The sequence below is a fragment of the Streptomyces sp. NPDC058576 genome (assembly GCF_042718715.1).
GTDB lineage: Bacteria > Actinomycetota > Actinomycetes > Streptomycetales > Streptomycetaceae > Streptomyces.
In genome coordinates this window covers 23,586-50,505 of record NZ_JBHXPF010000026.1, presented here as the reverse complement: position 1 = coordinate 50,505, position 26,920 = coordinate 23,586, and the positions used below count along the sequence as shown (strand labels likewise).

Here is a 26,920-nt window from a genome sequence, read left to right as displayed (position 1 = left end):
CTCGGGCGCTCACCGTTCAGGGGCCGCCGCGCGCTGCGGCGGCCGGGCTCAGAACCCGGCGATCGGGTTCTTCAGCCGGCCCACCAACTGCAACGCGCCCGCCGGGTCGTTGAGGTCGACCATCTGCTGGTTGTCGCGCAGCTGGAGGCGGTTGAGGCAGGACAGCGCGAACTCCGCCTCGAACAGGTCGTACTGCTCGAACTTCCCCGCGAGATACGGCACCGACTCCTGGTAGTCGCGCACACAGGCGGCGACCGTCCGCCAGAAGGTCTCCTCGTCGAGGATGCCCTCGGTGGCCAGGCCCGCGCCCAGGAAGCGGAAGAAGCAGTCGAAGACGTCGGTGAAGACCGACAGCAGCTTCATGTCCTCGGGGACCTCGGCCCGGATCCGCTCGACCTGCGGCGGCAGCACCGCGTCCGGGTCCATCACCGCGATCTCCTCGGCGATGTCCTTGAAGATCGTGCGGGTGACGACCCCGTCCTCCACGACCAGGATCACGTTCTCGCCGTGCGGCATGTAGACCAGGTCGTAGGCGTAGAAGCTGTGCAGCACCGGCACCAGATAGGCGTCCAGGTAGTGCCGCAGCCACACCCGCGGGTCCAGGCCCGACTCGGCGATCAGCACCCCGGCCACCGAACCGCCCTCGTGGTCGGTGTGGAGCAGCGAGGCCATCGTCGCGACCCGCTCGCCCGGCTGGAGCCCCGGCACCGGGCTCTCGCGCCACAGGGCGGCGAGCATTTTCCGGTACGGAGAGCCCTTGGCGGTGGCCGCCTCGTAGGACCGGTGGTGGTAGCCGATCGCGGCCCGCTCCCGGATGATCGAGAACCGGGCCCCGCGCAGCAGGTCGTCGCGCTCGATGAGGCCGGCCAGCCAGTCGTTGATCGCGGGAGTGGCTTCCATGTACGCGGCCGAAAGCCCCCGCATGAAGCCCATGTTGAGGACGGACAGCGCCGTCTTGACGTAGTGCTTCTCGGGGTGGTCGGTGTTGAAGAAGGTCCGGATCGACTGCTGGGCGAGATAGCCGTCCTCGCCTTCGCCGAGCACCACCAGATGCCGCTCGGCCAGCTCTCCGGCGAAGGTGACCGCCAGCTTGTTCCACCACTGCCAGGGGTGGACGGGCAGCAGGAAGTAGTCGGCCGGGTCGAGGCCGAGCCCGCGCAGCGCGCCGTCGAACCGCTCCCGGGTCGCCTCGCTCAGCTCGTCCTTCATCAGCGCGTCGTAGTCCAGCCCGGCGCCCGCGGTGAAGGTGGCCCGCTCCCGGCGGGCGGCCAGCCACACCAGCCGGATCGGGGACGCCGCCTCGGGGGCGTACGCCCGGTACTCGTCGACGCCGAAGCCGAGCCGCCCGTTGTTGGCGACGAAACACGGGTGGCCCTCGGTCATCCCGGTCTCGACGGCCTGGAAGCCTGCGGCGACGAGTTGGCCCGAGGTGGCCGGTTCCTTGGTGAGTTTGTAGGCGGTTCCGGCCAGGGTGGAGGAGACCTCCTCCAGGTAGACCGGCAGGACCTCCTCCGAGATCCCGAGGGTGTGCCGCAGCTCGATGAAGAACTCCAGCATATCCAGTGGGAGTTCGGACCCGTGCCGGTGGCGCGTGATGCTCTCCGCCTCGACCTGCCAGTGGTCCAGGGCGAAGACGCGTGCGGTGAAACGGTACTCGGTGGAGGCGTCGTCGCTACGGACGGTGTAGCGGTCGTCGCCGATGGGCGTGGGGGCCAGCAGCCGCTCGTGGCTGAATTCCGCCAGTGCTTTGCGGACCAGCAGTCGGTTTGCGGTGGCCCAGCGCTCCGGGGAGAGGTGGGCGACGCTGTCGGTGAGGGCGGTCGTCATCGGTCGTAACCTCCGGTTGCTGCTTCGAACTGCTCACGGGTGCAGGCGCTGAGCAGAGCGTCCTTCTCCGGTTTGGCGATCTCGCGGAGCACCTCGAATCCGACGGCCTTGTTGAGGGCCTGCACGGCGCTGTTGGTCACGTCGGGCTCGACGACCACCCGGCGTACCGACGGGTCGGCGAAGAGGAAATCCATCACGGCGGTGATCACGGCCCGGGTGAAGCCGTGCACCGGGGTGTCGGTGGGGGCGACCAGGAAGTGCATCCCGACATCGCCGGGCTCCGCCTCGTACAGGCCCTTGAGCTCGACCTCGGTGGGGTCGTACCGCTCGATCAGGAAGGCGGGTCCGCCGTCGTGCAGCCCGATGAAGGCGTCGTGGTGCGGGTGGGCGGCGATGGAACGGTACTCCCGCTCCACGTCGGCGAGTTCGGCGTCGCCCATCAGCCAGAACGCGGCCTTGGGGTGGGTCACCCAGCCGTGCACCAGCTCGGCGTCGGCGGCGGGGTCCAGCGGACGGACGGCGAACGTGCCGAGGGTGCCGGGGCGGTGTTTGTCGGGGTGGCTCATACGGCGAACTCCTGGAAGGCGATGGACTTCTCGACCGGGTAGACCTCACGGCCGAGCAGCTCGCCGATGATGTACGCGTTGCGGTAGGCGCCCATGCCGAGGTCGGGCGAGGTGATCGAGTGGGTGTGCACCGAGGCGTTCTGGAGGAAGACCCCGCGCCCGGTGGTGTCGATGCTGTAGTTGCGGGCCACGTCGAAGCGGCCCCGGCTGTCGTGGCGCAGCCGCCCGGCCACGGGTGCGAGGAAGGCGGGCGCCTCGTACCGGTAGCCGGTGGCGAGGATCAGGCCCTCGGTGGTCAGGGAGTAGTCCTTGCCCTGCTCCTCCTGGCGCAGTCCCAGGCTGTACGCGCCGCCCTCCTCGTCGTAACGCGCGCTGACGAGGGCGGAGTTGGTGAGCAGCCGGGTGGGCGCGGGGCCGGACAGGTTCTTCTGGTAGAGCAGGTCGAAGATGGCGTCGATCAGCTCCCCGTCGATGCCCTTGAAGAGCCCCTTCTGTCCGGTCTCCAGCCGGTAACGGGTCTCCTCGGGCAGCGCGTGGAAGTAGTCGATGTACTCCGGGGAGGTCATCTCCAGCGTCAGCTTGGTGTACTCCAGCGGGAAGAACCGCGGGGAGCGGGTGACCCAGTTGAGCCGGTAGCCGTAGGTGTCGATCTCGGAGAGCAGGTCGTAGTAGATCTCCGCCGCACTCTGCCCGCTGCCGACCAGGGTGATCGACTTCTTCTTCTGGAGTCCGGCTTTGCCGTCCAGATAACGGGAGTTGTGCAGGAAGTCTCCACCGAGCCCCTGGCAGGCGTCCGGGATGTGCGGCGGTGTGCCGGTGCCGAGGACGAGATGCCGGGAGCGGAACAGCTCACCGGCGGCGGTGCGCACGGTGTAGAGCTCGGAGCCCTCGTCGTAACTCACCGTCTCCACGGTCTCGTTGAACCGGATGCTGCTCAGCTTCCCGGCGGCCCAGCGGCAGTAGTCGTTGTACTCGGTCCGCAGCGGGTAGAAGTTCTCCCGGATGTAGAACGAGTAGAGCCGGCCGCGTTCTTTGAGGTAGTTGAGGAACGAGTACGGCGAGGTCGGGTCGGCCATGGTGACCAGGTCCGACATGAACGGCGTCTGGAGATGGGCCCCTTCGAGGAACATCCCGGCGTGCCACTCGAAGTCCGGCTTGGACTCCAGGAAGACGCCGTTCAGCTCGTCGATCGGCTCGGTCAGGCAGGCGAGGCCGAGGTTGAACGGGCCGAGCCCGATCCCGATGAAGTCGTGGGGTTCAGGAAGCGCGGTCAAGGGAGTCTCCCAGGTACTTCTCGGCGTGGCCGGAGATCAGATCGAGGACCGTGGCGATGTCGTGCACGGTCGTTTCGGGGTTGAGCAGGGTGAACTTCAGGTACTGGCGGTCGCCGACCTTGGTGCCCGCGACGATCGCCTCGCCGGAGGCGAACAACGCCTTGCGGGCATGGAGGTTGGCTCGGTCGATCTCGTCGGGGGAGGTGACGCCGGACGGGATGTAGCGGAAGACGAGCGTGGAGAGCCGCGGCTCGACGACCACGTCGAAGCGCGGGTCGGCGGCGAGCAACTGCCAGCCCTCGGCGGCCAGGTCGCAGACTTCGTCGAACAGCTCGCCGATGCCGTCGGCGCCCATGACGCGCAGCGTCATCCACAGCTTGAGCGCGTCGAACCGGCGGGTCGTCTGGAGGGACTTGTCGACCTGGTTGGGTATCCGCTCCTCGGCCATCCGGCGCGGGTTCAGATACTCCGCGTGGTACGTGGCGTGGCGCAGGGTCGCCCGGTCGCGGACCAGCACGGCCGACGAACTCACGGGCTGGAAGAAGGACTTGTGGTAGTCCACGGTCACCGAGTCGGCGTGGGCGATGCCTTCGAGCAGCCCGCGCCGCGCGCGGGAGGCGAGCAGCCCGCAGCCGTAGGCGGCGTCGACGTGCATCCAGGTGGCGAACTGCTCGCAGAGGGCGGCGATCTCGGGCAGCGGGTCGATGGAGCCGAAATCCGTGGTGCCGGCGGTGGCGACGACGGCCATGGGGACGGCCCCTTCGGCGACGCACTGTTCCAGGGCACGGGCGAGCGCCACGGTCTGCATCCGCTTGTCGCGGTCCACGGGCACGGAGACGACGGCGTCCGGGCCGAGGCCGAGCAGTTTGGCGGACTTCTGCACGCTGAAGTGACTGCATTCGGAGGTGAAGATCCGCAGCCGGGTGAAGTGCTCCGGCCGGATCTTCGCCTCCTCCCGGGCCAGCAGCAGGGCCTGGAGGTTGGACTGCGTACCGCCACTGGTGAAGATCCCGTCGGCGGCCGGGCCCAGCCCGATCCGCTCGGTGGTCCAGTCGATCAGCCGCCGCTCGATGAGGGTGCCGCCCGCGCTCTGGTCCCAGGTGTCCAGGGAGGAGTTGATGGCGGAGAGCACGGCCTCGCCGAGCACGGCGGGGATGACCACCGGGCAGTTGAGGTGGCCCAGGTAGCGGGGGTGGTGGAAGTAGACGGCGTCGCGGAGGTAGACCTCGCCGAGCTCGTCGAGGGCGGCGGCGGCGTCGCCCAGCGGCCGGTCGAGGTCGATCGCGTCGACGACGGGGGAGAGCTCGTCGACACCGACCCCGCTGAAGGGTCGCTCGGTGGCGGCGAGGGTGGCCGCGACCCGTTCCACGCCTGCGGAGACGGTGCTCCGATAGTGCTCCGCAGTCGTGTTGTTGAGCAGGTGCGAACGCATGACGGGGTCCTCCCGGGTGAGGGGAACTTCATCGCGGCCCTCCGGGCAGGAAGAGGGTGCGAGGGCGCGATCTCGAAGTAAGGCGAGCCTAACCTAACTCGGAATCGGCTTTTCCCCTCGCCCCCCGCGGGTGTGCCGGTTGTCCGGTTTCCCGCCCCTATCGCGCCACTTGCTCGGCCCGCTCCGTTTTGGGCCGCTCCGCTGTGCGGCGGTCCGCTCTCCGCGCCTGCTCCTCGCTGAGGCCGCGCCGCCAGTACGCGGCGGACGTCACCCGCTCGGGCGCGAAGCCGCGTTCCCGGACGAGGTGGTGGTGCAGCGCCCGCACCCCGGACGCCTCGCCCGCGATCCACGCGTACGGTGTGCCCCCGGGCAACTCGGCGGCGCGCACGGCCTCGACGCCGCAGGCTGCCCTCTCGCTCCGGACGAGCCAGCTGATCCTCGCCTTCGCCGCGGTGTTCAGTGCCTGCCGGTCCTCGGTGAACGGGACCTCCAGCCAGACCCGGGCCGGCAGTCCCGCGGGCAGCCACTCCAGGATGGCGGCCGCGGCGGGCAGGGCGGTCTCGTCGGCCCGGATCAGCACCCAGTCGGTATCGGCCGGCGGCCGAAAACGTACGGCGGTGTGGTCCGTCGCGCCGGGGCCCAGCACCCTGAGCCGGTCACCTGGGGCGGCCGCCCGTGCCCAGCGGGCGGCGGGGCCGCCGTCGCCGTGCAGGACGAAGTCGAGGTCGACCTCGGTGGAGCCGTCGGCCCGCAGCCGCTCGGCCCGTACGGCATACGAACGCCTCGCGGCCCGTTCGTCCCCGGGTCGCGCCGGGCCGGTGCTGCCCCCGCCCGCCGGGACCAGGGCTTCGCCTCCGCCCGGACCGGCGGGCAGGATGACGGACAGGCTCCGGTCGCGGCCCCCGCCCCGCAAGCCGTCGGCCTCCGGCCCGCCGAGCGTGACCCGGAGGATGGACGGGCCCAGCCTCCTGGTCCGCAGGACGATCAGGTCGAAGGGCCGGAACGGGGCGACTTCGGGGGTGGCGGCAGTCGTCGACGTCAACGGGGGGCTCCTCCGGGACGGGCCGGAGCTGCGGGCGGACGGGCCCGGCTTCCGGCTGGGGCGATCCGAAGGAAGGTTAGCCTACCCTTGCCTCACGGGAAGAGTGGTCGCCGACGCGTCTTCCCCGCCGCGGACCCCGAACTGCGCCCGGCAGGCTCCGAGCCCCTCCACGGTCACGTCCATGCTCCGGTACGCCTCCCACCGGGCCCGGTCCAGGCGCAGCCGCTGAAGGGTGACGGGGGCGCCGCGCACGACACCCGTCTCCAGGCCGTCGTCCGTGTACCCGAGCCGCCGCGAGACCCCGAGCGAACGGGGGTTGTCGGTCATGGCGGCGGACACGGCGTACCGCGCGCCGAGCCCGGCGAACGCGAGGTGCAGGGCCGCGGCGCGCATCTCCGTACCGAGGCCCTGCCCCTGGTGGGGGAGCCCGAGCCACGACCCGGTCTCCGCCTGCCGCCGCACCCCGAAGTCCCGTCCCATCAGGTCCTGCCGCCCGACGACCTGCCCCTCGTGGAGGACGGCCAGGCTGAGTGTCCAGTCCTGCTCGGACCAGGTGGCCACGGTCCCCAGCAGATGCTGGAACACGGCTCGCGCCACCTCTTCGGGCTTCCCGTCGGTCCACGCCACGCTGAACGGCATACGGTCCGGATCGTGCAGCCCGCGGGCCGCCACCGAGGCCAGCTCGTCGAGGAGTTCGACGCCGGGCAGCCGCAGTTCGAGGCGCGGGGTGCGCAGGCGAAGCCCGTACAAAGGCCAGTGGCGGGGGTCCATGACGGGACTCTGCCGTACGGGCGCAGAGGTGTCGACCGGTATACGGACCGGCGCGACGCACGGCGGCGGGGGCACGGCCCGCCGGGTGTCTCCGGCGGTCGTACCCCCAAGTAGCCCCGCTTGCGCGCGATCAGGATCCGAGCCCGGCGGGCTGCTCGACCCCACCCGGTGCGCCGCTCCCGCCCGGCGCGGTTCCGGAGCCGCCGACGGGGGAGCCCGTCACCGTCGCCCGCCGGGTGCGGAGACCGGACGCGCTGACGGCGGCGGCGATCAGGGCGGCGGTCAGCGGGACGACGAGGGCCGCCCGGTACCCGTCGAGGACGGCGGCCGGTGACGTCCCGTCCGTGGCGGTGACGGTGACGGCGGCCACGGCGGACAGCCCCAGCGCCGCCCCGAACTGGAAGGCCGTGTACAGCAGTCCGCCCGCCACGCCTTGCTCCTCCTCGGCGACGCCGTCGGTGGCCACGATGGTGAGCGGCCCGTAGACGAGGGAGAAGGCCACACCCAGAAGAAGTAGGCCCGGGAACATCGCCGCGTACGTCCAGTCCGCGGCGAGCGGCAGGAACAGGGCGTACGAGAGCGACGCGAGGAGCAGCCCGACGACGATGACCCGGGCGTTGCCGAACCGGGCCACCAGCCTCGGGGTGAGGAGCGGCGAGAGCACCGCGTCCACGCCGATGACGATCAGCGCGAGGCTGGTCTGCAGGGACGACCAGCCGCGCAGTTCCTGGAGGTAGAGCACGGCGATGAACTGGAAGCCGAAGAACCCCGCGGCGAACAGCAGCCCCGACACGTTGGCGCGGACCAGCGATCCGCTGCGGAAGATGCCCGGACGCACCAGCGGCGATGACGAGGCGCGCTCGATGAGGACGAACGCGAGGAAGAGGAGCAGGGCCGCACCGATCGTGCCGACGGTCCAGACGGCCGGGACGTGCGTGGCCCGCTCGACGCCGAGGACGAGCAGCAGGATCCCGGCGGTGACGGTGACCGCTCCGGCCAGGTCGACGCCCTGCCCGGTGCGGTCCGGGCGGGGTGAGGCGGGGATCAGCGTGAGTGCGGCGAGCAGGATGCCGAACGAGAGGATGACCGGGGCGAAGAACACCCAGCGCCAGTCGATGGCGGAGAGCAGCCCGCCGACGACCAGGCCGATGGAGAAGCCGCCCGCCGCGGTGCCCGCGTAGACGAGCAGGGCCTTGTTGCGCTGCGGTCCCTCCGGAAAGCCGGTGGTGATGATCGACAGCCCGGCCGGTGTCATGAAGGCGGCGGCGACCCCGGTCACGAAGCGGGCGACGATCAGCATCCAGCCCTCGGTGGCCAGGCCGCCCAGCCCGGAGAAGAGCAGGAACACCACGAGCCAGAGGACGAACATCCGGCGCCGGCCGAACAGGTCGGCCGCCCGTCCGCCCAGCAGCATGAAACCGCCGTAGCCGAGGACGTACGCGCTCATCACCCACTGGAGCGTGCCGGTGGACAGGTTCAGATCCTCGCGGATCGCGGGCAGGGCCACATTCAGCATGGCCACATCGATGCCTTCGAGGAAGATCGCGCCGCACAGGACGAGCAGCACACCCCAGGCGCGCCCGGTCATGCGGTCACTGCTCGATCTCGAAAGGGACGGTGATGAGGACACGGGACTTCTCCTTGTGAGCGGACGAAACGGGCATGGCGAACAGCCGCCAACAGCGGTCGAAGAAAACGGGATTCGCGTGCAAGAGCCTCAAGCAGCGCGCAAGAGCGACGAGTTACCGAATTGCCGGTCGGTTCTCTCTTGTAACCACATGAAGCTTGCGGCACCGTGGGGAGGTATGGAAGAAGGCACTTCGAAGTCACCGAGTCACTGCGCGGATACCGGCGCGGAGCCGGACTACTACATCAACCAGTGGGACGTGCGCGAGGGTTGCGAGGTGCGGCAGATCCTCGACCGCGTCGCGGACAAGTGGTCGCTCCTGGCCATCGCCCACCTGGAGCGCCGCACCCTGCGCTTCTCCGAGCTGCGCCGGCTGATCGAAGGCATCAGCCAGCGCATGCTGACGGTGACCCTGCGCCAGCTGGAGCGCGACGGCCTGGTGCGGCGCACGGTCTACCCCGTCGTCCCGCCGCGGGTGGAGTACGAGCTGACGGAGCTGGGCGCGACGCTGCACACGACGATCCGGTCCCTGGTCGACTGGACCGAGGGCCACCAGCAGGAGATCGCGAAGGCGCGCGCCGACTACGACAGCCGTCAGGAAGCCGAGGCGGCGTCGGTCTCCTGAGAGGTCTCACCATGTTCACGCGGCCGGCGCCGCACTACAGTGAACCGGTGACCACACCTCAGAGGAACGCCGCTTCGCGCGTGGGCGAAGACGACCGCGAGAGCGCGGTGCGGCGCGTCCGGGAGGCCTACGCCGAGGAGCGCATCTCGCACGAGGAGATGGGCGAGCGCCTGGACCGGGTGCTCGCCGCCACGACCCACGGCGAACTCGTGTCGGCCCTGGACCCGCTGCCGGCGGAGGACCCGGGCACCACGTCGACGATCGCCGCCGCCGGTGGACGGATCAAGCGGCGCGGCGCCTGGCGGGTGCCCAGGATCCTCAAGGTCGAGTCCGCCTTCGGTCGGGTGCGTCTGGACCTGTCCCGGGCGATCGTCGAACACCCGGTCGTCGACATCGAGCTGAGCCTCGGCACCGGAAACGCGAGCATCACGGTGCCGCGCGACGCCATCGTCGAGGTCGAGGGCCTGACCACCGGGTGGAAGGACCTCCGCTACCGGCCCCGGCAGCCGAGCCGCCCGGGTGCGCCGCGCTTCCGCTTCTCGGGGGCGATGGGCTACGGGCGGCTGAAGATCCGCCACGCCTGGCGCTGATCCGCCACGCTCCGTGCAGGGGTGGAGGCCGCCCGGTGCGCACGTCTCCCGACCGTGCGGGACATGGCCTGTTGGTCAGCTCTTCCCATGACGGTCCTCTCCGGGAAAACTGTCCCGAGCACTGTGGTGCACGCGCCCGAACGGGAGTTGGACAACGTTGTCATCGCCCTCGTCGATGCCTCCGTGCCGTTCCGCCTCCCGGGTCGGAGACCCACGCCTTCCGCCCGACCCGAGAGGACCGCTCATGCGGGAACCCACCACCGCCGAACGCCCGGATGCCCGGACGAGACCGGGCCGGCTGCGCGCCGTCGTGGTCGCCGCCGCCCTGACGGCCGGAGCGCTCGTCGCCGGCCCGGCCCCGGCCACCGCGACGGCCGCCGCCGCCACCGAGGCCGCCCCGCGCGCGTCGGCGATCAGCCCGTACGACGCCGTCGACCCGTTCATCGGAACGGAGTTGGACCCGAAGCAGAACAAGGGCAACAGCGCGTACGGCAACACCTGGCCGGGCGCGACGACCCCGTTCGGCATGGTCCAGTCGAGCCCGACCACGTACCGCTCGTCCGACGGCGACCAGAAGGGCGGGTACGAGTACAGCGCCGACAAGATCCGCGGCTTCGGCATGACGCGGCTGTCCGGCACCGGCTGCGAGGGCCGGTTCAGCGCGTTCGACTTCCCGGTCCTGCCGTACACGGGCAAGCTCGACGGCGGCGCGCTGCCGACCAGCCCCGGCACGAAGATCGACCCGTACTACCTGGACTTCGACCACCGCGACGAGACGGCTGCCCCCGGCCACTACACGGTCGGCCTCGCCAACGGCGTGCAGACGGAGCTGACGGCGACCACCCGAACCGCCGTCAACCGGTACGAGTTCCCGGCCCGCAAGGACTCCTCGACGCTGATCCTCGACGTCGCCGGGTCCAACAACCGGGTCTTCGACAGCGAGGTCAGGGTCGAGGGCCGTACGGTCAGCGGCTGGGTCGAGACGGCGTCGGTGTGCGACGAGGGCGGCCGCTACCGGGCCTACTTCTCCGCCACGTTCGACCGCGCGTTCACCTCGTACGGCACCTGGCGGGGCGGCGAGGTCACCCCGGGGGCGGCGACCGCACGCGGTGGCGAGGCCAAGCACGGCTCCGGCGCGTACCTCGTCTTCCCGAAGGGCGCGACGGTCACCGCGCGGACGGGGCTGAGCTACGTCAGCGTCGCGAACGCCGCCCGCAACGCCGAGGAGGAGACCGGCGGCCGCACCTTCGACCAGGTGCGGAAGGCGACCGCGCAGGTCTGGAAGGACTCGCTGGGCACGGTCACGGCCACCGGCGGGACGAAGTCGGAGCGGGTGAAGTTCTTCACGGCGCTCTACCACTCCCTCCTCCACCCGAACGTCTCCGACGACGTGAACGGCCAGTACCCGGGTCACGACGGCAGGATCCGCAAGGTCGCGCCCGGCCGGCACCACTACGTCACCTACGCGGGCTGGGACATGTACCGGGGGCAGGCGCAGCTCATCGCGCTGCTGTTCCCGAAGGTCGGCTCCGACATCAACCAGTCCCTGGTGGACCTGGTGAAGCAGACGGGCGCCTGGCCCAACTGGCCGCATCTGAACCAGTCGCAGCAGAAGATGAGCGGCGACTCGCTCCAGGTGGTGCTGTCGTCGATCGACGCGTTCGGCAGCGTGGACTACGACCGCCGGGCGGCGCTCGCCTCGATGCGGAAGACGCAGCGGCTGCCCGCCGACACGACGAAGCGGGCCCACGCACAGCAGTACTTCAGCGCCGGGTTCATCGACAACGGCAAGGGCGACTCGGCGACGTCGAAGACGCTGGAGTACGCGATCGACGACTTCGCGATCGCCCGACTGGCGGACAGACTGGGCGAGGACAGCACGCGTGCGGAGTTCATGACGAGGGCGCAGAACTGGCAGAACCTGCTGGACCCCGAGACGTACCGCATCCGCCCGCGCGGCCGCAACGGCTTCGACCGCTCCTTCAACCTCGGTGAGCGCGGCAACCAGTTCGAGCAGGCGACCGGCTACCAGTACGGCTGGATGGTCCCGCAGAACATCGGCACGCTGATCGAGAAGCGCGGCGGCATCGAGCCGGTCGCACGAGACCTGGACGAGCACACGAAATCCCTGGACGCGGGCGTCTACAACACCACGGGCGCCTATCTCAGCAACCAGCCGAGCTTCTCGATGCCGTACGTCCACAACTGGCTGCGGCAGCCGCACCGGACGTCGGAGGTGCTGCGCCGGGCGACGGACGAGATGTACGGCACGACGCCGTCGGGCCTGCCGGGCAACGACGACCTGGGCTCGCTCAGCTCCTGGTACGTGTGGGCGAACCTCGGGATGAACCCGGCGGTGTACGGGACGGCGAACCTGGTGCTCAGCTCGCCGATGTTCGACCGGATCACGATCGACAGCGCGGACAGCGACCGCCGGATCTCCATCAAGGCGGCGGGCGCGGCGGCGGACAAGCCGTACGTCACGGCCCTGAAGGTCAACGGAAAGCCCACCAGCACGTCCTGGCTGGACGAGGACTTCGCGCGGGCGGGCGGCGAGTTGACGTTCACGATGGGCGAGGCTCCGAAGACCTGGGGCACGGGTGCGGCCGACGTACCGCCGTCGTACACGGAAGGCTCGGACGCCCGTAACAACATCGGGTCGACCCCCGACGGCCAGGGCAGGCTGGGCGCGCTCGACCTGAGCGACAACTCGCTCTCCCGCGAGAAGCTGGCGGCGGCGGGCGCGGCCCCGGGCGCGAAGCTGCCGCTGGGCGACACGGGGGTCACGTTCACCTGGCCGACGGCGAAGCAGGGTAAGCCGGACAACTGGATCCCGCACGGCCAGCGCGTGGACCTCACGGGCCGGAACGGCAAGGGCGTCAAGGCGACGGGCATCTCCTTCCTCGGTCTGGCGACGAACGGCCCCTCGCAGGGCCTGGCGACGGTGGAGTACGAGGACGGCTCGACGCAGAACGTGGCGGTGCAGTTCACGGACTGGACGCCCGGCACCAACTATCTGTACGGCAACGTGCCGTTGGTGGCCACGGAGGGCCGCAACAAGGTGAACGGCACGTCGGACACGACGCGCACGGTGGTCTTCGGCACGGTCCCGCAGGTGCTGGACGGGAAGAAGCGGGTGCGGTCGGTGGTCCTGCCGCAGGGCACGGACCGGGGCATCATGCACGTCTTCGACGTGGCCCTGACGACGAACCCGGACCTGGAGGCCCCCGGGGTCACCCCGGAGCGCATCGTCCTGACCCCGACCACCACACCCGCCACCTCGCAGGCGGTGACGTGGCGGACGGGCAGCGGCACGACGCAGGGCGAGGTCCAGTACCGCGAGGAGGGCTCCAACGCGGCCTGGCGCAAGGCCGAGGCAATGACGAACGAGGAACTCCTGAGCAACGGCGTCCCGACGCGTACGCACTCGGCGGTGATGGACCGGCTGAAGCCGGGCACGGCGTACGCGTACCGAGTGGGCACGGGAAGCAAGCTGAGCGAGAGATATGTGTTCACCTCCGCCGGCAAGCCGGGCGAGGACTTCACGTTCCTCTACTTCGGCGACGCCCAGAACGACCTGAAGGCGAAGTGGGCCCCGGTCGTCGACCAGGCGTACCAGCGCTTCCCGAAGGCGATCGGCAGTGTCAACGCGGGCGACCTGGTCGACTCGGGCGGCAACGACGGCCTGTGGGACGAGTGGTTCGGCGCGATGAGCGGCCACAGTCAGACGGCCAACGTGATCGCCGCGCCGGGGAACCACGAGTACAACGCGGACCTGTTCCTGAAGACGTGGAAGTCCACGTTCGCGTACCCGGCCAACGGCCCCACGGCCGCACCCGCCAAGGACGAGACCCCGGCGGAGCGCCAACGAGCAGCGTACGAGGCCCACATGGCGAAGTCGATCACGGAGACGGCCTACTACACGGACTACCAGAACGTCCGCTTCATCACCCTCAACGCGAGCACGCACGACGCGCGCGAGTTGATGACCCCGCCGAATCTGCCGCCGTGCTCGCAGGACTGCCCGGACCCGCAGAAGCTCTGGCTGGACCTCCAGGCCCGCTGGCTCGACCACATCCTGGCGGACAACCCCCACAAGTGGTCGGTCGCCACCTTCCACCAGCCGGTGTTCTCGGCGGCGGTGGGCCGTGACGAGAAGCCGATCCGCGACGCGTGGCTGCCGGTCTTCCAGCGCAACGACATCGACCTGGTCCTGATGGGCCACGACCACGTGTACGCCCGCGGCTACGTGAACGCGGACGCGACGGACACGCCGGGCGTGACGACGGGCCCGGTCTACGCGGTCGCGATGGCGGGCCCCAAGTACTACGAGCTGTCCCCGGCCGACGACAACGTCTGGACCCGCAACGGCGCGACCCAGGTGGCCCGCGCCGCCCACACGTCGACGTTCCAGGGCATCACCGTCTCGAAGAACACGATCCGCTACGAGGCGGTCATCGGGGCGAAGTGGGACGACGCATCGACGACGGACAAGGAGGTGGGGGAGACCCTGGACGCGTTCACGATCACGAAGAGCGACGACGGCGCGAAGTACGTGACGGAGGACGGGGTGGCGGTCCCGGACGCGAAGCGCTCCTAGCCGACACCGCTCCCGGCCGCCGTGGACAGCCCCGCGGCGGCCGGGGGCGGCGGCCACCACCTGAATGATGCTGACGACATGCGGTGACGGCGGGATGGACGTCTGCTGGGGAGGTACGGCTTCCGGCACTCCTCGCGCGCGACGCGCTCCTCCGAAAGGCCCCGCCCGATGGCTGACAAACCCGCGATCGTCCTGGTCCACGGCTTCTGGGGCGGCGCCGCCCACTGGGCCAAGGTCATCACCGAGCTGCACCGTCGTGGCTTCGGCTCCCTGCACGCCGTGGAGAACCCGCTGACCTCACTGGCCGACGATGCCGAGCGCACCCGCAAGATGGTCCGGCAGATCGAAGGACCGGTGGTCCTGGTCGGCCACTCCTACGGCGGCGCGGTGATCACCGAGGCCGGCGACCTGCCCAACGTCACCGGCCTCGTCTACATCGCCGCGTTCGCGCCCGACGCAGGCGAAAGCCCCGGACAGATCACCCAGGAGAAGCCCCCGGCCGCGTTCGAGAACATCGCACCGGACTCCGACGGCTACCTGTGGGTGCAGCAGGACAAGTTCCACGAGAGCTTCGCCCAGGACCTGTCCGAGGACGAGGCACTCGTGATGGCCGTGACGCAGAAGGCGCCGCCGGCGTCGACGTTCGGCGATAACATCACCGCCCCGGCCTGGCGGTCCAAGCCCACGTGGTACCAGATCTCCACCGCCGACCGCATGATCCACCCCGACAACGAGCGCCGCATGGCCGAGCGGATGAACCCGCGCCGGACCATCGAGCTGGACGCGAGCCACGCGTCCCTCGCGTCGCAGCCCGGCCCGGTGACCGACCTCATCGAGGAGGCCGCGGGATCGGGGGGCGCGTGAACCCTGGCCTGCTCCGTTCCGGAGGACGGCAAGGACACCCGCTGCTGCCTCGAACCGCGCGAGAACGGCGGACGGCTCTGTGAGTCCGGTCGTCCCGGATCGAGACCGCGTGCTCCGTCCTCCTCGTCCCCGCGAGAAGCCGGTGGGTGATCCCAGCTGACACCGCCGCCCCGGCCACCGTGGATATCCACGGCGACCGGGGCGGCAGCCACAGCACCGGGCCGCGGCCAAAACACCGGGCGGTAGTCGAACCACCGGTCGGCAGTGGGAGAACCGGTCCGCGGACTCAGGCCGGCAGCCCCAACTCCCGTGCGATCAGCATCCGCTGGACCTCGCTCGTGCCCTCGCCGATCTCCAGGATCTTCGAGTCGCGCCACATCCGCGCCACCGGGTACTCGTTCATGAAGCCGTAGCCGCCGTGGATCTGCGTCGCCTCACGGGCGTTGTCCACCGCGACCGTCGAGGAGTACAGCTTCGCGATCGCCGCCTCCTTCTTGAACGGTTCGCCCGCCACCAGCCGCGAAGCCGCGTCGCGCCAGCCCACGCGGGCCATGTGGGCGCGCATCTCCATGTCGGCGATCTTGAACTGGATCGCCTGGTTCGCGCCGATCGGCCTGCCGAACGCGTGGCGTTCGTGCGCGTACTTCACCGACTCGTCCACGCAGCCCTGCGCCAGGCCCGTTGCCAGAGCCGAGATCGCTACCCTGCCCTCGTCCAGGATCCGCAGGAACTGCGCGTAGCCCCGGCCCTGTTCGCCCAGGAGGTTCGCCGCCGGGACGCGGACGTCGGAGAAGGACAGCTCCCGGGTGTCGGAGGCGTTCCAGCCGACCTTGGAGTACGGGGCCGCTACAGTGAAGCCGGGGGTTCCGGACGGCACGATGATCGCGGAGATCAGCGGGCGGCCGTCCTCCTTGCGGCCCGTCACGGCGGTGACCGTCACCAACTCCGTGATGTCCGTACCCGAGTTGGTGATGAAGCACTTCGATCCGTTGATCACCCACTCGTCTCTCGCCTCGTCCAGCACCGCCGTCGTCCGGGTGCCGCCCGCGTCCGAGCCGCCGTCCGGCTCGGTCAGGCCGAACGCGCCCAGCGCCTCGCCCGCGCACAGCTTCGGCAGCCACCGGCGCTTCTGCTCCTCCGTGCCGAAGAGGTGCAGCGGCATCGCGCCCAGCGAGACCCCGGCCTCCAGGGTGATCGCCACCGAGGAGTCGACGCGGGCCAGCTCCTCCAGGGCGATCCCGAGCGCCAGGTAGTCGCCGCCCATCCCGCCGTACTCCTCCGGGAACGGCAGTCCGAACAGGCCCATCCGGCCCATCTCGCGCACGATCTCGTACGGGAATTCATGGCGCTCGTAGAGGTCGCCGATCTTCGGCGCGATCACGTCGTGCGCGAACTCCTCGACCGTGCGGCGCAGTTCCTCGTGCTCGGCGGTCAGCCGGTGGTCCAGGGACATGGGGTAACTCACTCCTTGTGGGAGGCGGAAGAAGAAGGGTTCAGGGCGCGGACCGTGCGGGACGGGCTCGGCCGGCCCAGGTGTTCGGCCAGCCAGACGCTGGTGGCGGTCAGGGCGTCCAGGTCGACGCCGGTCTCGATGCCGAGGCCGTCGAGCATCCACACCAGGTCCTCGGTGGCCAGGTTGCCCGTGGCGCTCTTCGCGTACGGGCAGCCGCCCAGGCCGCCCGCCGAGGCGTCCACCGTCGTCACCCCGTGCTGGAGCGCCGCCAGGGTGTTGGACAGCGCCTGGCCGTACGTGTCGTGGAAGTGGACGCCGATCGCCTCCGTGGGGACGGCCCCCTCGTTCAGCGCTGTCAGCAGGGCTGTTACGTGGCCCGGTGTCGCCACCCCGATCGTGTCGCCCAACGACAGCTCGTCGCAGCCCAGGTCCATCAGCGCCTTCGCGACCTTCACCACCTGGGTGGCGGGGACCGCGCCTTCCCACGGGTCGCCGAAGCACATCGACAGATACCCGCGCACCCGCACCTTGTCGGCCTTCGCGCGGGCCACCACCGGCGCGAACATGGCCAGCGACTCGTCGACCGTGCGGTTCAGGTTGCGCGCGGCGAACGTCTCCGTCGCCGAGCCGAACACCGCGATCGACCGGGCCCCGAGCGCCAGCGCCCGGTCCAGTCCGCGTTCGTTCGGCACGAGGACCGGGAGCGACACGTCACCCACGTCAGCGATGTCGCCGAGCAGGGGGAACAACGCTTCCGCGTCGGCCAGTTGAGGAACCCATTCCGGGTGGACGAAGCTCGTCGCCTCGATGGTGGTCAGGCCCGCCACCGCCAGGCGGCGGATGAACTCCGCCTTCACTGAGGTCGGTACGGCCTTCTTCTCGTTCTGCAGGCCGTCCCGCGCGCCTACTTCATGGATGCGGACCCGGGAGGGGAGACCCGGCGCCGGGACCTTCATGGGGAGCCCTTGCGTGCTCACGCGTCCTCCAGGGGGACCACTACCGCCAGGATCTGGTCCATCGCCACCGTCGCTCCCGCCGTGACGTCCAGCTCGGTCACCGTCCCCGCGTGCGGGGCCGAGATCACGTGCTCCATCTTCATCGCCTCCACCACGAGCAGGCTCTGCCCCGCCTCGACCTCGTCCCCGACGGCCACCTTCACCACCGTGACCGTGCCGGGCATCGGGGCCGCCAGCGTGTCCGCCCCGCTCCGGCCCGCCCCGCTCAGGGACGCCTCCACCGGGTCATGGTCCTGGACGTGCCAGGTGTCGCCGTCCCGGCCGAGCCAGTCGCCGGAGCGGTGGAAGTGGCCGACCGCGCCGTCGAGTTCGACCGTGACCCGGTCCGCCGTGACCGTCGCGGAGGCCGGGGCCCCGTACGTCACCGGGTCCGCGCCCGACACCCGCAGCGGGAACATCAGCGGCACCCGCACACCCCCCGTGCGCCAGCCGCTCGGCACCGAGAACGGGTCCGTCCAGCCGCCCGCGTCCGGCCGGGGCTCCAGCGCGTCGCGGCGGACCGCCGCAGCCGCCGCGTACACCTCGTCCGGAACGCCGTCCGGCACCAGCCCTTCCGCCTCGCGCTCCACCAGGCCCGTGTCCAGGCTCCCCGCGACGACGTCCGGGTGGGCCAGCAGGCGGCGCAGGAAGCCCGCGTTGGTCGGGACGCCCAGGATCACCGTGTCCGCGAGGGCCGCCCGCAGCTTGCGCAGAGCCGTCGCGCGGTCGGGGCCGTACGCGATGACCTTCGACAGCATCGGGTCGTACAGGCTGCCCACCGGCACGCCCTCGCTGAGCCCCGAGTCCGTCCGGACCCCGCCGCCCTGCGGCTCGCGCAGCGCCAGCACCGTACCGCCCGAGGGCAGGAAGCCCCGGGACGGGTCCTCGGCACAGACGCGGGCCTCGATCGCCCAGCCGGTCAAGTTGATGTCCTGCTGTGCGTACGGGAGTTGCTCGCCCGACGCCACCCGCAGCTGCCACTCCACCAGGTCCAGGCCGGTGATCAGCTCGGTCACCGGGTGCTCGACCTGGAGGCGGGTGTTCATCTCCATGAAGTAGTAGGACGCCGGGTCGTTGCCCGGGACGATGAACTCCACCGTCCCCGCGCCGACATAGCCGCAACTGCGCGCCGCCTGCACGGCCGCCTCGCCCATGGCCGCCCGGGTCTCCTCGTCGAGGAGGACGCTCGGCGCCTCCTCGATGATCTTCTGGTGGCGGCGCTGGAGCGAGCACTCGCGCTCGCCGAGGTGGATCACGTTGCCGTGGGCGTCGGCCAGCACCTGGATCTCGATGTGGCGCGGGCGGTCGACCCACCGCTCGACGAGGAGGGTGTCGTCGCCGAACGAGGCCCGGGCCTCGCGCCTGGCCGCCGCGATCTCCTCCGCCAGCACCGCCGCGTCGCGGACCAGGCGCATGCCCTTGCCGCCACCGCCGGCGGAGGGCTTCAGGAGGACCGGGGTGCCGATCTCCCGTGCCGCTTCCTCCAGTTGGGCATCGGTCAGGCCGCTGCCGGAGGAGCCGGGCACGACCGGGACCCCGTACGCCGCGACCGTCTCCTTGGCCCGGATCTTGTCGCCCATCAGCGAGATCGCGGAGGCGGGCGGGCCGATGAAGACCAGCCCCGCGTCCGCGCAGGCAGCCGCGAACTCGGCGTTCTCCGCGAGGAAGCCGTAGCCGGGGTGGACCGCCTGCGCGCCCGTGCGGCGGGCCGCGTCCAGCAGCGCCCCCACGTTCAGGTAGCTCTCCGACGCGGCCGGCGGGCCGATCCGTACCGCCGTGTCCGCCTCGCGCACATGCCGGGCGTCCGCGTCCGCGTCGCTGAAGACCGCGACCGAGCGCACCCCCTGCTCGCGCAGGGTCCGGATCACCCGGACCGCGATCTCGCCGCGGTTCGCGACCAGCACGGTGTCGAACATCGTCGTCATCTGTTCCTCACATCCGGAAGACGCCGAAGCCCGGACCGGCCGGGTCCTTCTGGGGCAGCGGGGCATTGGCGCAGGCGGTCAGGGCGAGGCCCAGCACCTGCCGGGTGTCCACGGGGTCGATCACGCCGTCGTCCCAGAGCCGGGCGCTGGCGTAGTACGCGTTGCCCTGGGTCTCGTACTGGGCGCGGATCGGGGCCTTGAACGTCTCCTCGTCCTCGGCGCTCCAGTCGTCGCCGAGCTGGTCGCGCTTGACGGTGGCGAGGACGGAGGCCGCCTGCTCGCCGCCCATCACGGAGATCTTGGCGTTGGGCCACATCCACAGGAAGCGGGGGCTGTAGGCCCGGCCGCACATGGAGTAGTTGCCCGCGCCGTACGAACCGCCGACGACGACCGTCAGCTTCGGCACCCGCGTGCAGGCCACCGCCGTGACCATCTTCGCGCCGTGCTTGGCGATGCCGCCCGCCTCGTAGTCCCGGCCGACCATGAAGCCGGAGATGTTCTGGAGGAAGACGAGCGGGATGCCGCGCTGGTCGCACAGCTCGATGAAGTGCGCGCCCTTCTGGGCCGACTCGGAGAACAGGATCCCGTTGTTCGCGACGATCCCCACGGGGTGGCCGTGGACGCGGGCGAAGCCGGTGATCAGCGTCTGCCCGTACTCCGCCTTGAACTCCTGGAAGCGCGAGCCGTCCACCACGCGCGCGATCACCTCGCGTACGTCGTACGGGGTGCGGGAGTCCACCGGGACCGCGCCGTACAGCCCGGCCGGGTCCACCTTCGGCTCCTCGGCCGGCTCGACCGACCAGGGGAGCGGGGCGCGGTCCGGGAGGGTCGCGACGATGTTGCGGACGATCCGCAGGGCGTGCGCGTCGTCCTCGGCGAGATGGTCGGTGACCCCCGACGTACGGGAGTGGACCTCGCCGCCGCCCAGCTCCTCCGCCGTCACGACCTCGCCGGTCGCGGCCTTCACCAGCGGCGGGCCGCCGAGGAAGATCGTGCCCTGGTTGCGGACGATCACGGCCTCGTCGCTCATCGCCGGGACGTACGCCCCGCCCGCCGTGCAGGAGCCCAGCACCGCCGCGATCTGCGGAATGCCGGCGCCCGACATCCGGGCCTGGTTGTAGAAGATCCGCCCGAAGTGGTCCCGGTCGGGGAAGACCTCGTCCTGCATCGGCAGGAACGCGCCGCCCGAGTCGACCAGATAGAGGCAGGGGAGACGATTCTCCAGCGCCACTTCCTGGGCGCGCAGATGCTTCTTCACGGTCATCGGGTAGTACGTGCCGCCCTTGACGGTCGCGTCATTGGCGACGATCACGCACTCGCGGCCCGAGACCCGCCCGATGCCCGCGATGACGCCAGCGGCGGGGGCCTGGTCCCCGTACATCCCGTTCGCCGCCAGCGGGGCCAGCTCCAGGAACGGCGAGCCCGGGTCGAGGAGGGTGTCCACCCGGTCCCGGGGGAGCAGCTTGCCGCGCGCCTCGTGGCGGGCCCGTGCCTTCTCACCCCCGCCCAGCCGTGCCGTGGCGAGACGCCCCGCCAGGTCGTCGGAGAGCGCGCGATGCGCCGCCTCGTTGGCCTGCCAGGCCTCCGATGCGGGATCGGCCGCGCTCGCCAGGACCGGTGCCTGCTGCATCGTGTCGAGCCCCCTTGCCCGTACCTACCGCGATCAGTGCTTCGCTGCTGTCTGCCCGCTGCTGTTAATGAGCGTTAACGCGTTTCCCTCAGGTTAACGAGCGCTAACGACCCTGTCTAGAATGAATCCTCATGAGCACCCATGCCGCCGCCCGCGTCGCGGCTCCCACCCGCCGCGAGCAGATCCTCCGGGAGGCCGCCCGCCTCTTCGCCGAGCGCGGCTTCCACGGTGTCGGCGTCGACGAGATAGGCGCCGCCGTCGGGATCAGCGGCCCCGGCCTCTACCGCCACTTCCCCGGCAAGGACGCGATGCTCGCCGAACTCCTGGTGGGCATCAGCGAACGCCTGCTGGAGGGCGGACGGCTGCGGGTCACGGAGGACGCGGCCCGGGGCGACGGCTCACCGGAGGCACTCCTGGACGCGCTCATCGAGGGCCACATCGACTTCGCCCTCGACGACCGCCCCCTGATCACCCTCCACGACCGGGAGCTGGACCGGCTGCGCGACACGGACCGCAAGCGGGTGCGGCGGCTCCAGCGCGAGTACGTCGAGGTCTGGGTCGGCGTCGTCCGCGCCCTCTACCCCTCGCTGGCCGAGAACCGGGCCCGCGTCACCGTGCACGCCGTCTTCGGCCTGCTGAACTCCACCCCGCACCTGGCCCGGCCCGAGGCCCTGCCCGGCCGCGCGGCGACCGCCGCCCTGCTGCACCGACTGGCCCGCGGTGCCTTCGCCGCCGCGGAGCCCTCCTGAGCGGCGGCTTTCCCTTCCGGGCTCCCTCGGGATCCGGGCAACCCGGGACGGGGTACGTACGTCTGTCCGGTCAACACGCAACGAATCGGGGAGCCGCACCATGACCGTCTCACTGGGCGAAGAGATCATGCTGCTGTCGCTGGACGACACGACCGGCGCGGCGAAGGGGGAGACCGCCGCCCGCTGGGGCGTGGCGGCCGGCATGCTCCTGGAGCTGGTCATGGCGGGCCGCGCCACGGTCAGGGGCGGCCGCGTCGAGGTCTTCGACCCGTCCCCGACGGGCGACCCGCTCCTGGATGGACGGCTCGACCGCCTGGCGCGCTGGGTCCACGGGGCGTCCAGCAGCCGCAAGGTGGCCGACTGGCTGACCCGGGACCACGCCAAGGGCTCGCAGGACGTCGTGGAGAGCCTCTGCGCCCGCGGCCTGGTGACCGAGGAGAAGCACCGGGCCCTCGGGGTCTTCCCGGTGCGCCGCTACCCGGAGGCGGACGGAACCGTCGAACGCGAGCTGCGCGACCGGCTGGCCGCCGTGGTGCTGGACGGGGCCGAGCCGGACGCCCGTACCACCGCGCTCGTCGCCCTGCTGCACGCGACGGGCATGCACCCCCAGACCTTCCCCGGCCTGCCGAAGAAGCAGGTCGCCCCGCGCATGGCCCAGATCGCCGAGGGCCACTGGGCGGGTGTGAGCGTGCGCGAGGCCATCCGCAACCTCCAGGCGGCGATCTCCGCGGTGACGGTGGTGACCGTGCTCACCGTGGTGTCGTAGACCGCTGCCCCCGTAGACCGCTGCCCTCGAAGACCGCTGCCCTCGAATCGCCGGAGTCGGGTCGCCGGAGTCGGGCAAACCGGCGTCAGGGGGCGGGCGTCAGGTGCCGGTGCGCCCAGGTGGCGAACGAGGTCACGGGAATGCCGAGTTCCCGCGCGAACGCGGGGCGGGCCGGCTGTGTCACGGCGTTGCTCCACAGGTGACCGGCGCCCCACGCCGGCATCCCCGCCGCGAGCGCCTCGTCGAGGTCCATCGACGGGGCCGCCACCGGTACGCCCCACGCCGTGGACAGCACCTTTGCGACCTGCTCCATCGTGAGGAGGTCACTCGCCAGCTCCAGCTCCACCTCGTGGAACCGGTCCGGCTCCTGTACGGCGTGGGCGACGGCCGCGCCGATGTCCTCGCTCGCCACCAGCGCCAGGGTCGTCTCCGGCCGGATCACCGTCGCCAGGCCGCCTTCGGGGCCGTTCGGGGCCAGTTGGGGCAGGTTCTCCATGAAGAACGCGGGCTTGACCACGGCCCAGCGGGCGAAACCCGCACCCCGCACCTTCTCCAGGATCGCCTGCTTGGTGTCGAAGTACGGGGCCATCGCGGCCCAGCGGCCCTCCGCCCAGCCCGGAGTCCGGGTGTGCGCCCCGACCCCGCTGGTCGAGGACTGGACGAACTGGGGCACGCCCGCCGCCCGCGCCGCCCCGATCAGGTTGGCCGCCTGCGCCAGTTCCCCCGCGAAGTCGACGCCGCTCGCGTCCATCGGCGGCATCTGCACCGAGAACACGGCGCGGACGCCCGCGCAGGCCGCGTCCAGTGAGGGCCGGTCGGTCAGGTCCCCGGTCACCAGCTCGACGCCCAGCGCCTCGACGTCCTTCGCGCGCTGCGTGTGCGGGTCGCGCACCAGCGCGCGCACCGGGACGCTGGCGGCCAGCAGGGCCCGGGCGGTGGCCCCGCCCTGGCGTCCGGTGGCGCCGGTGACCAGTACGGGGGCGGATTCTGATGCCATGGCGATGGCTCCTCCAGATAGGCGAGCGTCGACCGAACCTCACGACGACGTCACGCGAACACGAAACGGCGGGGCCCGCCGTTTTCTGTTGGCTACGATATGGCGGGGCCCACCACTTAGCAACCAGGGAGAGAACGTGACCGGTCAGCGCGCCGACGCCCGCCGCAACTACAGCCGCATCCTCGCCGTGGCCGAGGCCGAGGTCGCCCAGCACGGCGCCGCCGCCTCCCTCGAACAGGTCGCCCGTACCGCCGGCGTCGGCTCCGCCACCGTGCGCCGCCACTTCCCCACCCGTCAGGCCCTGCTCGAAGCCGTCTTCCAGGAACGCGTCCAGGCCCTCTGCGAGCGCGCCGACGAGCTGAGCCGCACCGAGGACAGCCGTGCCGCCCTGCTGGAGTGGCTGCACGACCTCCTCGCGTACGCCGTCGCCGCCCGCGGCCTCGCCGACGCCCTGACCTTCGAGCCCCCCACCGACGCCCCCGCCGAACCCGGGCAGCACTCCTGCGGCGCGGTGATCGAGGACGCGGCCACTCCGCTGCTCCGCCGGGCCCTGCGCGACGGGGCGGTCAGGCCGGGCACCACCTTCCACGACCTGCTCACCCTCGCCGTCGGCATCGCCCTGGCCACCGAGCACCACGCCGAGCCGTCGGTACAGGCCGACCGCCTTTACACGCTCGCGGTCGAAGGGCTCAGCCCGAGCCCCTGACGGCGACGAACCGGCCGTCCGTCGTTCGGGACACCGGGCGTGTTCCGGGCCCCGGACGGCACAATGGGGCCATGCCGATACCCAGCCGCGCCGCCCTCGTCGACCACCTCGTCCGTACGCGTATCGCGGGGGACGTCGCCACGCCACGCGACAACAACCTCTCCCACTACCGCAAGCTCGCCAACGGCGACCGCCACTACTGGCTGGGCCTGGAGCTCGGCGACCGCTGGACCGACGAGCAGGACGTGCTCGCCGTGATGGCCGAGCGCTGCGGCGTCAGCGACGACCCCGCGCACCGGCAGGGCCAGGACACCATCGACCCGGAGCTGACGGTCGACGCCCTGGAGCGGATGGCGGCCCGCCTGCGCAAGGCCGCCGACGGCCGTGAGCGGGTCCTGTTCGCCACCGGGCACCCCGGTGGCCTGCTGGACGTGCACCGCCAGACGGCCGACGCGCTGCGCCGGGCCGGCTGCGAGATCGTCCGCATCCCGTCCGGGCTGATCGCGGACGAGGGCATGGTCTTCCAGTTCGCCGACGTCGCGATGCTGGAACGCGGGGCGACCCTCTGGCACACCCACTCCCCGGCTCCGATGGCCGCCATCCTGGACGCCATGGCGCACCTGGGCCGCCCGCTGCCCGACCTGGTCGTCGCCGACCACGGCTGGGCGGGCTGCGCGGGACAGCGGGGGCTGGACGCGATCGGTTACGCCGACTGCAACGACCCGGCCCTCTTCCTCGGCGAGTCGGAGGGCACCCTCCAGGTCACGGTCCCGCTGGACGACCACGTCACCGACCCGCGCTTCTACGACCCGATGACGGACTACCTGCTGCACGCCGCGGGGCTGCTGGAGGATGCGTCCGAGGAGCCCGCGGGGGCCGTGGAGCCGGTCGCGTAACGGCTACCGGCGATGAGTTTCCGGTCCGGCGGCCGTCTTCCCTGACAGCGACAGCGACAGCGACACAGCGGCCGCGGCCGCCTCCGCGCGGGGCGGCCGGCGAAGACCGCGGAAGGGCGAGGGCCATGAAGTTCAGCGCGACGATGTTCCAGGCAGGGAACAACACGGGCATCGAGGTGCCCGAGGCGGTGGTCGATGCCCTCGGCGCGGGAAAGCGCCCGCCGGTGAACGTGACCGTGAACGGATACGCGTACCGCTCGACGATCGCCCCGATGGGAGGCCAGTACCTCATCCCGTTCAGCGCCGACAAGCGCGAGGAGACCGGCATCGGCGGCGGGGACGCCATCGAGGTGGAGCTGACCCTCGACACCGCGCCCCGCACGGTGGAGCCGCCGGAGGACCTGGCGGCGGCGCTGGCGGCGGCCCCCGGTGCGGCGGAGGCGTTCGCGGCCCTCGCGCCCAGCCGCCAGAAGGCGCACGTGACGTCGATCGAGGGCGCGAAGGCGGACGCGACGCGGCAGCGGCGCATCGCGAAGACGGTGGCGGAGCTGACGGCGTAGGGCGTCAGGGAGCGGGGTGCCGCCGCAGCCGCTGCGCCCGCCCCGGCGTCGGGTCCAGATACACCCGCCGGACCGAGGGGAACCTCTCCCGCAACTGGGCCTCCGCCTCCTCGCACGCCCACTCGACCTCGGCGGCGGTGGCCATGTCCCGGAAGTCGACCTTCGCGGCGATGAGGATCTCGGTCGGCCCCTGGATCAATGTGGTCAGCTCCAGGACCTCCACGATGTGCGGCACCGACAGCAGCTCCTCGCGCACGCCCGAGCGCATCGCGGGGGGCAGCGGCCGGCCGATGAGGAGCTGCGCGTTGGAACGGCCCAGCACCCAGGCGACGTAGACGAGCAGGAGGCCGATCAGGCAGGACGCGATCCCGTCCCAGACGCCCGAGCCGGAGAGCTGTCCGCCCAGCAGGCCGCCCGCCGCCAGCAGCAGGCCGACCAGGGCCGCCGAGTCCTCCATCACGACGGCCTTCACCGCCGTGTCGGGGGTGTGGCGCAGGTAGTACGTGTCCGGCACCCGCAGCCGTGACGCCTCGCGCCGCACCTGCTTGACCCCGGTGCGCAGCGAGTAGCCCTCCAGCAGGAACGCGACCGCCAGGACGATGTAGGAGATGAGCGGATCGCCCAGCTCCTCGCCCGCGACCAGGGTGTGCACCCCGTCGTAGATCGAGAAGACGGCCCCGCCGACGAACGTGGCGATCGAGGCGAGCATCGCCCAGATGTAGCGCTCGGGGCCGTAGCCCAGGGGATGGTCCTCGTCGGCCGGCTTCTCGCTCCGCTTGAGCGCGGTGAGGAGCATGACCTCGGTGACGGTGTCGGCGACCGAGTGGGCCGCCTCGGAGAGCATCGCGCTGGAGCCGCTGATCAGCCCGGCGACGGCCTTGGCCACGGCGATGCCGAGGTTGGCGAGGGCCGCCACGATCACGGTGAACGTGGACTCCCCGCCCTCGGCCGTTTCGTCGGCTTTCGCGTCGCTCATGGTGGGGAGTATGTCGGAATCGCGGCTTCGGAGGCCGCTCATCCTCGCG

The 26,920-nt window shown here is 71.3% G+C and carries 22 protein-coding genes; 9 read left to right on the top strand and 13 right to left on the bottom strand.

Going from position 1 to position 26,920, the window contains the following annotated elements; genetic code table 11:
• Positions 1-48: 48 nt before the first annotated feature.
• The 7 genes from ACFWRV_RS19615 to ACFWRV_RS19585 all read right to left on the bottom strand — a co-directional run bounded on the left by ACFWRV_RS19615 (position 49) and on the right by ACFWRV_RS19585 (position 8,500).
• Positions 49-1,827, bottom strand: coding sequence for an IucA/IucC family protein (locus ACFWRV_RS19615; RefSeq protein WP_384336182.1), 1,779 nt, complete (start codon positions 1,825-1,827; stop codon positions 49-51).
• A complete protein-coding gene (locus ACFWRV_RS19610; RefSeq protein ID WP_384336180.1) occupies positions 1,824-2,393 on the bottom strand; it encodes a GNAT family N-acetyltransferase in 570 nt (189 codons plus the stop codon). Before ACFWRV_RS19610 ends, ACFWRV_RS19615 begins: the two co-directional genes overlap by 4 nt.
• Positions 2,390-3,667: a lysine N(6)-hydroxylase/L-ornithine N(5)-oxygenase family protein gene (locus ACFWRV_RS19605; RefSeq protein WP_384336178.1), complete on the bottom strand. Its 1,278-nt coding sequence runs from the start codon at positions 3,665-3,667 to the stop codon at positions 2,390-2,392. Before ACFWRV_RS19605 ends, ACFWRV_RS19610 begins: the two co-directional genes overlap by 4 nt.
• Positions 3,651-5,099 (bottom strand): pyridoxal phosphate-dependent decarboxylase family protein, encoded by a 1,449-nt coding sequence (locus ACFWRV_RS19600; protein WP_384336176.1) that lies wholly within the window; start codon positions 5,097-5,099, stop codon positions 3,651-3,653. The genes ACFWRV_RS19605 and ACFWRV_RS19600 overlap by 17 nt, the downstream gene beginning before the upstream one ends.
• Before the next feature lie 157 nt (positions 5,100-5,256).
• Complete coding sequence (locus ACFWRV_RS19595) at positions 5,257-6,141, bottom strand: siderophore-interacting protein (RefSeq protein ID WP_384336174.1); 885 nt, start codon at positions 6,139-6,141, stop codon at positions 5,257-5,259.
• Positions 6,142-6,222: 81 nt separating this feature from the next.
• Positions 6,223-6,912 carry a GNAT family N-acetyltransferase gene (locus ACFWRV_RS19590; RefSeq protein WP_384336172.1) on the bottom strand — a complete coding sequence of 230 codons (690 nt, stop codon included), beginning with the start codon at positions 6,910-6,912 and terminating at the stop codon, positions 6,223-6,225.
• Between the two features lie 130 nt (positions 6,913-7,042).
• The gene (locus tag ACFWRV_RS19585; RefSeq protein ID WP_384336170.1) at positions 7,043-8,500 is read right to left on the bottom strand and encodes an MFS transporter; all 1,458 of its coding nucleotides are present in this window, start codon (positions 8,498-8,500) and stop codon (positions 7,043-7,045) included.
• Between the two features lie 217 nt (positions 8,501-8,717).
• Here ACFWRV_RS19585 and ACFWRV_RS19580 point away from each other — a divergent pair, with 217 nt between their 5' ends.
• The 4 genes from ACFWRV_RS19580 (at position 8,718) to ACFWRV_RS19565 (ending at position 15,218) form a co-directional block, all read left to right on the top strand.
• Positions 8,718-9,164 (top strand): winged helix-turn-helix transcriptional regulator, encoded by a 447-nt coding sequence (locus ACFWRV_RS19580; RefSeq protein WP_384336168.1) that lies wholly within the window; start codon positions 8,718-8,720, stop codon positions 9,162-9,164.
• A 47-nt stretch (positions 9,165-9,211) separates the two neighbouring features.
• Positions 9,212-9,754, top strand: coding sequence for a DUF1707 domain-containing protein (locus ACFWRV_RS19575; protein ID WP_384336166.1), 543 nt, complete (start codon positions 9,212-9,214; stop codon positions 9,752-9,754).
• Between the two features lie 244 nt (positions 9,755-9,998).
• Positions 9,999-14,354, top strand: coding sequence for a GH92 family glycosyl hydrolase (locus tag ACFWRV_RS19570; RefSeq protein WP_384336164.1), 4,356 nt, complete (start codon positions 9,999-10,001; stop codon positions 14,352-14,354).
• A 168-nt stretch (positions 14,355-14,522) separates the two neighbouring features.
• Entirely contained in the window at positions 14,523-15,218 is a 696-nt protein-coding gene (locus ACFWRV_RS19565) for an alpha/beta hydrolase (protein ID WP_384336162.1), read from the top strand.
• Positions 15,219-15,504: 286 nt separating this feature from the next.
• Here the strand turns inward: ACFWRV_RS19565 and ACFWRV_RS19560 are convergent, their stop codons facing one another.
• From ACFWRV_RS19560 to ACFWRV_RS19545, 4 genes are read right to left on the bottom strand one after another with little or no spacing between them, the layout of a single operon-like run.
• The gene (locus tag ACFWRV_RS19560; RefSeq protein ID WP_384336160.1) at positions 15,505-16,671 is read right to left on the bottom strand and encodes an acyl-CoA dehydrogenase family protein; all 1,167 of its coding nucleotides are present in this window, start codon (positions 16,669-16,671) and stop codon (positions 15,505-15,507) included.
• 8 nt (positions 16,672-16,679) lie between these two features.
• On the bottom strand, positions 16,680-17,627 hold the full coding sequence (locus ACFWRV_RS19555; RefSeq protein WP_384336259.1) for a hydroxymethylglutaryl-CoA lyase: 948 nt from the start codon (positions 17,625-17,627) through the stop codon (positions 16,680-16,682).
• A gap of 17 nt (positions 17,628-17,644) precedes the next feature.
• Positions 17,645-19,591 carry a biotin carboxylase N-terminal domain-containing protein gene (locus ACFWRV_RS19550; protein WP_384336158.1) on the bottom strand — a complete coding sequence of 649 codons (1,947 nt, stop codon included), beginning with the start codon at positions 19,589-19,591 and terminating at the stop codon, positions 17,645-17,647.
• A 7-nt stretch (positions 19,592-19,598) separates the two neighbouring features.
• Positions 19,599-21,221 carry a carboxyl transferase domain-containing protein gene (locus ACFWRV_RS19545; protein ID WP_384336156.1) on the bottom strand — a complete coding sequence of 541 codons (1,623 nt, stop codon included), beginning with the start codon at positions 21,219-21,221 and terminating at the stop codon, positions 19,599-19,601.
• 131 nt (positions 21,222-21,352) lie between these two features.
• On the opposite strand from ACFWRV_RS19545, the gene ACFWRV_RS19540 reads away from it, so the two are divergent.
• Positions 21,353-21,970: a TetR/AcrR family transcriptional regulator gene (locus ACFWRV_RS19540; protein WP_384336154.1), complete on the top strand. Its 618-nt coding sequence runs from the start codon at positions 21,353-21,355 to the stop codon at positions 21,968-21,970.
• A 100-nt stretch (positions 21,971-22,070) separates the two neighbouring features.
• Entirely contained in the window at positions 22,071-22,736 is a 666-nt protein-coding gene (locus ACFWRV_RS19535) for a GPP34 family phosphoprotein (RefSeq protein WP_384336152.1), read from the top strand.
• A gap of 85 nt (positions 22,737-22,821) precedes the next feature.
• On the opposite strand, the gene ACFWRV_RS19530 is transcribed toward ACFWRV_RS19535, so the two are convergent.
• Positions 22,822-23,733 (bottom strand): NmrA family NAD(P)-binding protein, encoded by a 912-nt coding sequence (locus ACFWRV_RS19530; protein ID WP_384336150.1) that lies wholly within the window; start codon positions 23,731-23,733, stop codon positions 22,822-22,824.
• Positions 23,734-23,869: 136 nt separating this feature from the next.
• On the opposite strand from ACFWRV_RS19530, the gene ACFWRV_RS19525 reads away from it, so the two are divergent.
• The 3 genes from ACFWRV_RS19525 to ACFWRV_RS19515 all read left to right on the top strand — a co-directional run bounded on the left by ACFWRV_RS19525 (position 23,870) and on the right by ACFWRV_RS19515 (position 25,895).
• Positions 23,870-24,439 (top strand): TetR/AcrR family transcriptional regulator, encoded by a 570-nt coding sequence (locus tag ACFWRV_RS19525; protein ID WP_384336148.1) that lies wholly within the window; start codon positions 23,870-23,872, stop codon positions 24,437-24,439.
• Between the two features lie 71 nt (positions 24,440-24,510).
• Positions 24,511-25,335, top strand: a complete 825-nt coding sequence (locus ACFWRV_RS19520; protein ID WP_384336146.1) for a phosphatase — start codon at positions 24,511-24,513, stop codon at positions 25,333-25,335.
• Between the two features lie 125 nt (positions 25,336-25,460).
• Positions 25,461-25,895, top strand: coding sequence for a YdeI/OmpD-associated family protein (locus ACFWRV_RS19515; protein ID WP_384336144.1), 435 nt, complete (start codon positions 25,461-25,463; stop codon positions 25,893-25,895).
• 4 nt (positions 25,896-25,899) lie between these two features.
• On the opposite strand, the gene ACFWRV_RS19510 is transcribed toward ACFWRV_RS19515, so the two are convergent.
• Entirely contained in the window at positions 25,900-26,871 is a 972-nt protein-coding gene (locus tag ACFWRV_RS19510; protein ID WP_384336142.1) for a cation diffusion facilitator family transporter, read from the bottom strand.
• Positions 26,872-26,920: the final 49 nt, after the last annotated feature.